Source organism: Exiguobacterium sp. LL15, assembly GCF_024436095.1.
Taxonomy (GTDB): domain Bacteria; phylum Bacillota; class Bacilli; order Exiguobacteriales; family Exiguobacteriaceae; genus Exiguobacterium_A; species Exiguobacterium_A indicum.
This window is the reverse complement of the sequence record NZ_JANFNX010000007.1, coordinates 1-7909: the sequence shown is the minus strand read 5'-3', so window position 1 is coordinate 7909 and position 7909 is coordinate 1. Positions and strand designations below refer to the sequence as shown.

General features: G+C 47.5%; 6 protein-coding genes, 1 tRNA gene and 1 other annotated feature. Of the genes, 1 reads left to right on the top strand and 6 read right to left on the bottom strand.

The features are described 5' to 3' along the window. Positions 1-118: 118 nt before the first annotated feature. The 5 genes from NOM72_RS16020 to pdxS form a co-directional block, all read right to left on the bottom strand. Positions 119-209 (bottom strand) — tRNA-Ser (locus tag NOM72_RS16020). Between the two features lie 136 nt (positions 210-345). Beyond that, the gene (serS, locus tag NOM72_RS16015) at positions 346-1623 is read right to left on the bottom strand and encodes a serine--tRNA ligase (protein ID WP_023469875.1); all 1278 of its coding nucleotides are present in this window, start codon (positions 1621-1623) and stop codon (positions 346-348) included. 62 nt (positions 1624-1685) lie between these two features. Continuing rightward, positions 1686-1893, bottom strand: a binding site (T-box leader). A 12-nt stretch (positions 1894-1905) separates the two neighbouring features. After that, positions 1906-3105 (bottom strand): D-alanyl-D-alanine carboxypeptidase family protein, encoded by a 1200-nt coding sequence (locus tag NOM72_RS16010; RefSeq protein WP_235147610.1) that lies wholly within the window; start codon positions 3103-3105, stop codon positions 1906-1908. A 127-nt stretch (positions 3106-3232) separates the two neighbouring features. After that, entirely contained in the window at positions 3233-3811 is a 579-nt protein-coding gene (gene pdxT / locus NOM72_RS16005) for a pyridoxal 5'-phosphate synthase glutaminase subunit PdxT (RefSeq protein WP_023469873.1), read from the bottom strand. Next, the gene (gene pdxS, locus NOM72_RS16000) at positions 3805-4692 is read right to left on the bottom strand and encodes a pyridoxal 5'-phosphate synthase lyase subunit PdxS (RefSeq protein WP_023469872.1); all 888 of its coding nucleotides are present in this window, start codon (positions 4690-4692) and stop codon (positions 3805-3807) included. Before pdxS ends, pdxT begins: the two co-directional genes overlap by 7 nt. Before the next feature lie 71 nt (positions 4693-4763). On the opposite strand from pdxS, the gene pdxR reads away from it, so the two are divergent. Continuing rightward, positions 4764-6212 carry a MocR-like pyridoxine biosynthesis transcription factor PdxR gene (pdxR, locus tag NOM72_RS15995; RefSeq protein WP_369792081.1) on the top strand — a complete coding sequence of 483 codons (1449 nt, stop codon included), beginning with the start codon at positions 4764-4766 and terminating at the stop codon, positions 6210-6212. Positions 6213-6254: 42 nt separating this feature from the next. Here the strand turns inward: pdxR and guaB are convergent, their stop codons facing one another. Beyond that, positions 6255-7721, bottom strand: a complete 1467-nt coding sequence (guaB, locus tag NOM72_RS15990) for an IMP dehydrogenase (protein WP_029343029.1) — start codon at positions 7719-7721, stop codon at positions 6255-6257. Positions 7722-7909: the final 188 nt, after the last annotated feature.

Below are 7909 nucleotides of genomic sequence, written 5' to 3'. Positions count from 1 at the left end.
GGGATTCGAACCCACGCACGGCTTTCGCCGCCTGACGGTTTTCAAGACCGTTCTCTTAAACCACTTGAGTACGCCTCCAAGCTATAAAACGTGCATGTCGTTGTCAAAAAAATAAAAATGGAGGAGGCGGTGGGATTCGAACCCACGCACGGCTTTCGCCGCCTGACGGTTTTCAAGACCGTTCTCTTAAACCACTTGAGTACGCCTCCGTACTTCTCGTAACAATGTTATGATTCGGTTGTTTTCCTGACATTAATTATGATAGCATCTGCCTTTTAACGTGTAAAGACCTTTTCTAAAAAAACTTTTTAAAATACAAAAAGGGGGAATACTCCCCCTTCTGACTTAAGCTTGAATCACTTCAAGACCACCCATGTATGGGCGAAGTACTTCTGGAATAACAACTGATCCATCCGCTTGCTGGTAGTTCTCTAAGATCGCAGCTACTGTCCGACCAACTGCAAGGGCAGAACCGTTTAACGTGTGAACGAATTCTGGTTTTGCGTTCGCTTCGCGGCGGAAACGAATCTGCGCCCGGCGTGCTTGGAAATCTTCAAAGTTTGAACAAGAAGAGATTTCACGGTAGACGCCTTGGCTTGGCATCCAGACTTCGATGTCGTATTTCTTCGCAGCCGTGAACCCGAGATCAGCTGTACACATGCTCAATACTTGATACGGCAGCTTCAGCTTTTTCAAGACTGTTTCCGCTTGTCCCGTTAACAATTCGAGTTGTTCGTAAGACTCTTCTGGCTTGACGAAACGAACGAGCTCAACTTTATTGAATTGGTGCTGGCGAATCAATCCACGTGTATCGCGTCCGGCAGAACCTGCTTCTGAACGGAAACATTGGCTGTACGCTGCATAACCAATCGGTAACTGATCAGCTGTTAGGATTTCTTCACGGTGCATGTTCGTCACCGGAACTTCTGCTGTCGGTACGAGGAAGTAGTTCGTTTCTTCGACTTTAAATGCATCCTCTTCGAACTTCGGCAATTGTCCTGTTCCTGTCATAGAGTCACGGTTGACCATAAGTGGTGGTAAGATTTCTGTGTAGCCGTGCTGATCTTGGTGAAGATCCATCATGAAGTTAATCAATGCCCGCTCAAGACGCGCACCCGCTCCGCGGTAAAAGACGAAACGGCTACCTGTGACTTTTCCGGCACGCTCGACGTCGACGATTTTTAATTGCTCCATCAAATCCCAGTGTGGAACTGCTTCGAAATCAAACGCTGGTTTGTCCCCGACTTCACGCACGACGACGTTATCGTCCTCAGAAGAACCGACTGGTACGCTGTCATGTGGAATGTTCGGGATACCAAGGAGCAGCTGGTTCAATGTCGCTTCGACTTCACGTAACTCGTCGTCAAGCGTCTTGATTTCGTCTCCGACACTTCGCATCGCAGCGATCGCTTCATCTGCATTTTCCTTATTACGTTTCAGTTCAGCGATTTTTTTCGTTGCTTCATTTCGTTCTGCTTTCAATACTTCTGTCCGCGCAATTAATTCTCGACGTTTCTCATCAAGTGCGAGGAAACGGTTCATGTCCGTCAAGTCCTCTCCTCGGTGCGCTAACTTCTCTTGAATGGCGTCAAAATCTTGGCGTAATCGTTTAATATCAATCATCTGTAATTCCTCCTTTATGTCATAAAAAAAAGGCGACTCGTCTCTTTCCGGTATTCCTACCGAAAAGGGACGAATCACCTGGATCCGCGTTGCCACCCTCATTGCTAGACACATCTAGCCAACTTAAGACGCGATAACGGGCGTACCCGCACCTTGTTCGCAAGGTGTGCGATCCGGCTCGATTCAATCCATCGATCTGACTAGTTCACACCACCCACTAGCTCTCTTAACAGTATCGATATATCTACTTGGTCCGTTCATAGCATCTTTATGAGATTAGCTTTACTTTACACCATCGCCTTGGAGGTTGACAAGAGCCGATTGTTGAATCGCTTGCTCAATTCGCTTCGACCAAGCCGTCCAAGCGCGGACGAGACGCGTCGGTACACTTGCGAGTTGAACGGCAGTTGCACTATACAAATTCACACGTGGTGTTTCAAAACCAGGTAGATATATACCGTCATCCGCGACTTGCACCGTTCCGACGACTTCTTGTTTTGTGACGGGTGCCGTCGTTTTAGAGAAATCAAACCGTGGTTCCCGTGTCGATGCTCGCTTCGATACCGTCACATACAATGAGCCCTCCGTGACGACATCTAGCTTACGGACGGTTGCCCCTTTAATCGGAAGAACGTCTTTAATCCGTTCTCCTTTTCCGTAATACGTTAGTGGTTCGAACGTCGCAAAGCCATAATCGAGTAGTTTTTTCGTTTCCCGAAAACGGGCTTGATCCGAATCCGTTCGCATCACGACTGTAACAAGCGTCATGTTATCTCGTGTCGTCACACTAACAAAACAGTAACCAGCTAAATCGGTCACTCCCGTCTTCATTCCTCGCATGCCAGCATATGCGAATTTTTCCTTCGCTAGCATCTTATTCGAGTTGTTCAAGACTTCTCCATCGAGTTTCATCTGTGCTTTGCTCGTCACATCGAGGACATCCGGGTAATCCTTGATATAACGGATGACAAGTAACGCGATATCGGTCGCTGTCATCAAATTCGTTCCTGGAAGGGTCGCATCGACAGCATCAAGTCCAGACGCGTTCGCATACTCCGTGTCGTTCATTCCGAACTGTTTTGCTGTCTCATTCATCTTTTCAACGAACGTCGCTTCTGAACCAGCGACGATTTCGGCTAGCATGACCGCTGCATCATTAGCTGATTGAATGAACGCCGCATTATACATTTCGCGAACCGTATATGTTTTGGGTTTTACTGGTACACGAGTGATACCAGACGTTTTTGCTAGTTTTAAGACTTTCTTGCTTGGTATGATTTTTTGATCCCACGTCAGTTTTTTGAGTTCGATTTGTCGCCGGACGAGGTAAAGCGTCATCAACTTCGTCATCGAAGCTGGTGGTAGAGAAACATCCGCTTCCGATTGAAGGAGGATTTTCCCTGTGACCGCATCGGCCAATATGTAAGACTCTGCTTGAATCAAAGGTGCTGCTTGTCCCGTCATAGGAAAACTTGTGAGCATCAGTATACTCAAGCAGAGTAGCAAGATTCGCTTCATCGTGTCTCTCCCTCACTTAATCATTCATTGTACGAATAGTGTAGCACAAAAGAAGCATCCGACAGTAGAGACTGTCAGATGCTTCCACGCTTTATGAACGGACGGATTGCCGCTGTTTGATTTTTTGTAAAAAATACTGATGTAAACGATTATCTTCCGTTAATTCAGGATGAAACGAGCACGCGAGGTGTAGCGATGTCTCGACAGCAACGATCTGCTCTTCGACTTTCGCAATCACTCGTGTTCCTTCCCCGACAGACAGAATCAATGGTGCTCGAATGAACACTGCCTCAATTGGTTCCTCAATTCCTTCAACCGGTAGCAATCCTTCAAATGAATCAATTTGTCGACCGAAAGCATTCCGACGGACCGTCATCGAAATCGCGTTGAGATGGCTTTGTCCTGCTTCGATAGCGGTTGCGAGTAGAATCATTCCGGCACATGTTCCGAACATCGGTAACGTCGCCGCTTTTTCCCGAAGCGGTTCCAGTAATTCATAGCGTTCGATCAATCGACGCATCGCGGTCGATTCGCCTCCTGGTAAGACAAGTCCATCCAGTTTCTCGAGATCGCTCGCTTGTTTGACGAGAACGACATCGACACCAAGACCTTCAAGTTGCTGTCGATGTTCACGGACCGCACCTTGAACATCAAGAATACCGATTACCATCCGCGTGTCGCCATCCGTTCCTCAAACGGCATCGATGTGACATCGATTCCTTTCATTGCTGTTCCGAGTCCTTTGGATAAAGACGCGATCCGTTCAAAATCATCTTTGTACGTAACGGCCTCGACAATCGCCCGAGCGACACGTTCTGGATGTTCTGATTTAAAGATCCCTGATCCGACGAAGACACCATCTGCCCCTAGGTGCATCATGAGTGCGGCATCAGCTGGTGTCGCGACTCCCCCGGCTGCAAAGTTGACGACCGGTAGACGTCCCTGTGTCCGAATATCACGTAATACTTCGTACGGAGCACCCCATTCTTTCGCAAATGTCATCAATTCATCTGGACTGACATGTAAAATCTGATTCAATTGTGCTTGAATTTGTCGCATATGGCGAACAGCTTCGACGACGTTCCCAGTCCCAGGCTCGCCTTTCGTCCGAATCATCGCGGCTCCTTCGGCGATGCGACGAGCGGCTTCCCCAAGATCACGTGCGCCACAGACGAACGGCACAGTGAACTCTGACTTCAGTAAATGATATTGTTCATCTGCCGGAGTCAGGACCTCACTCTCATCAATGAAATCGACCCCCATCGATTCGAGAACACGTGCTTCGACGATATGACCAATCCGGCATTTTGCCATGACGGGAATTGAGACCGCTCCGAGTACTTCTTCCGTAATCAATGGATCTGCCATTCGTGCGACGCCTCCGTCACGACGAATATCAGACGGGACACGTTCAAGTGCCATGACTGCAACAGCACCTGCTGCTTCCGCAATCTTCGCTTGTTCCGCATTGACGACATCCATGATGACGCCACCCTTTTGCATTTCAGCCATTCCACGTTTGACACGATCCGTTCCTTGTTGACGTTCCATATCCATTCCCCCTTGGTTGACTTTCACTCCTTTAGTATACGGAACGTTGACACTTTTAAAAGTATCAGTTTATGATGATTTCAACAGGTCAGTTTACGAAGAAGGAGTCAGACGAGATGGACATGCTATCATTTCAACTCACGCGTAATCAGGAAAAACCACTTTATGAACAACTTTATCAACAGATCCGAAATGAAATCATTGCCGGTCGTTTAGCATACGGCACGAAATTACCATCTAAACGAAAACTCGGTCAATTTTTGAACTTAAGTCAAACGACGATTGAGCTTGCTTATCAACAACTCGTCGCAGAAGGATATGTCGAATCCATCTCACGTAAAGGTTACTTCGTTCTTGCCTATGAGGAACTCGCTTACGTTAAAACCTCACCCGTCATCGAACCACGTGTCACTAAAGAAAAACCAATCATCACATATGATTTTCATCCAAGTAAGATTGAAGGGATCTCTTTCCCGTTCGCTCGTTGGCGAAAGTATGCCAAAGATATCATCGATACCGATCACCACCCACTTGTCTCACTCGGTCATCCGCAAGGCGATCTAGCGCTACGCGAAGAGATTGCGACCTATCTCTATCATTCCCGTGGTGTCGTCTGTTCTCCTGAACAAATCGTCGTCGGTTCAGGTGTCGAGCAATTGTTGCCGCTCGTCCTCTTCTTACTGGGACGCGACGTCACGTACGGTATCGAGGATCCCGGTTATCATACGACACGCCTCTTACTTGAAAATCATGAACGCATGATTGAACCGATTCGTGTTGATGCGAATGGATTACGGATTGATCACTTACAGGAATCAAACGTCGATGTCATGTATGTCACACCGGCACATCAATTTCCGTCCGGTAGCATCTTATCCGTCAACCGAAGACATCAGTTGTTGAACTGGGCGGCGATGGATCCGACCCGTTTTATCATCGAAGACGACTATGATAGCGAATTCCGCTACAGCGGTAAATCGATTCCGTCTTTGCACAACATGGACAGCAATCGTGTCATTTACATGAGTACTTTCTCAAAATCACTCATGCCTTCACTACGGATCGGTTATATGGTCTTACCCGAAGTCTTACGCGCTCGGTATCAAACAGAACTATCACACTATACCTGTAGTGTCTCGCGCTTCGATCAAACGATCTTGACGCGCTTCATGAAAGAGGGCGACTTTGAACGACATCTCAACCGGATGCGTAAAGTCTATCGTCGCAAGCTCGACGTCTTAATCCAATCACTTCGCCGGATTCCTGCCTTACGATTGACCGGCGAAAGTGCGGGACTCCATGTCGTCGTTTCCGTAGCGAACGGGATGACGGAGCCGGAGCTCGTAACGCGGGCACAACAACAAGGCATCCAAGTATATGGTCTTTCTCAATATGCCCAGTTACCGCTTCTCTCTGGTACACCTCAAATCGTCCTTGGATTTGCGAGTCTCTCTGAGCAAGAGTTGATGGAAGGATTACGATTGTTGATGGACGCGTGGGATTTGCATAAATCATCATGAAAAAAGCCTCGCCTTTCTACTAGAGAAAGACGAGGCTTTTGTTTATTGACGTGTATAGTTCGATGCTTCTTTTGTAATTTGAATATCGTGCGGGTGGCTCTCTTGCAAACCAGCGCCCGTCATACGGATGAACTGTGTCTCTTCACGCAATTCTTCTAACGTTGCAGCGCCACAGTATCCCATACCTGAACGAATACCACCAACGAGTTGGTACACCGAATCGCCGAGTTTACCACGGTAAGCGACACGTCCTTCGATTCCTTCTGGAACGAACTTCTTGTCTGCTTCTTGGAAGTAACGATCTTGGCTACCGCGTTTCATCGATGCTTCAGAACCCATACCACGGTACGTTTTGAATTGACGTCCTTGGTAGATTTCCATCTCACCTGGGCTCTCTTCTACTCCTGCAAGTAAGCTTCCGAGCATGACAGCGTGACCGCCAGCAGCAAGTGCTTTTACGATATCTCCAGAATACTTGATGCCACCGTCAGCGATGATCGAGACACCATGTTTCCGTGCTTCTGTCGCACAATCGAAGACGGCTGTGATTTGTGGTACACCGACGCCTGCGACAACACGTGTCGTACAGATTGAACCAGGTCCGATACCAACTTTGATGACGGATGCACCGGCTTCAATTAAATCGCGTGTTGCTTCTGCCGTCGCAACGTTACCCGCAATGATTGGTAAGTTTGGATATTCTTCACGAAGTTCACGTACTTTGAGAAGAACACCTTCTGAGTGACCGTGTGCCGTATCGACGACGAGTGCATCGACACCTGCATCGACAAGGAACTTTGCACGTGTCGAAGCGTCTTTCGTTACGCCGACAGCTGCTGCGACGAGTAAACGTCCGAACTGATCTTTCGCAGCATGTGGATACTGTTCGACTTTTTCGATATCCTTTGTCGTGATTAACCCTTTTAATACACCGTTCTCATCAACGAGTGGTAACTTTTCGATGCGATGTTTGTGGAGAATCTGTTCTGCTTCAGCAAGGGACGTACCAACTTTTGCTGTCACGAGTTCTTCTGTCGTCATCACCGTTTCAATGACAGTCGAGTAATCCTTGACGAAACGAAGATCACGGTTCGTCAAAATCCCTACTAATTTACGCTCTGTTTCGTTATTAACGATTGGAACACCAGAGATGCGGTACTTACTCATCAAATACTCAGCATCGTAGACTTGACGCTCTGGCGTCAAATAGAACGGATTCGTGATGACACCATTTTCAGAACGTTTGACGCGATCGACATGTTCTGCTTGTTCTTCCATTGACATATTCTTATGAATGACACCAAGACCACCTTGACGTGCCATTGCGATTGCCATCGGTGCTTCTGTGACGGTATCCATCCCAGCACTGATCAACGGAATATTAAGTGTGATCCCTTCACATAGCGTGACAGATAAATCAACGTCGCGCGGCAAGACACTCGAACGACGGGGTACGAGTAAGACGTCATCAAACGTCAAACCCTCTTTAGCAAATTTGTTCTCCCACATGTTATCCACTCGCTTTCTCTTTTATAAAAGAATATTGATGTTATGGTAACAAGCAGAGGGTGTCATGTCAATGACTCGACCAATAATCAGAACAGTCTGAAGTTTCACATAACACAAAAAGACCGACCTGCAATCTGCAGATCGGTCAAGTGCCTGGCAACGTCCTATCCTCACAGGGGGAAGCCCCC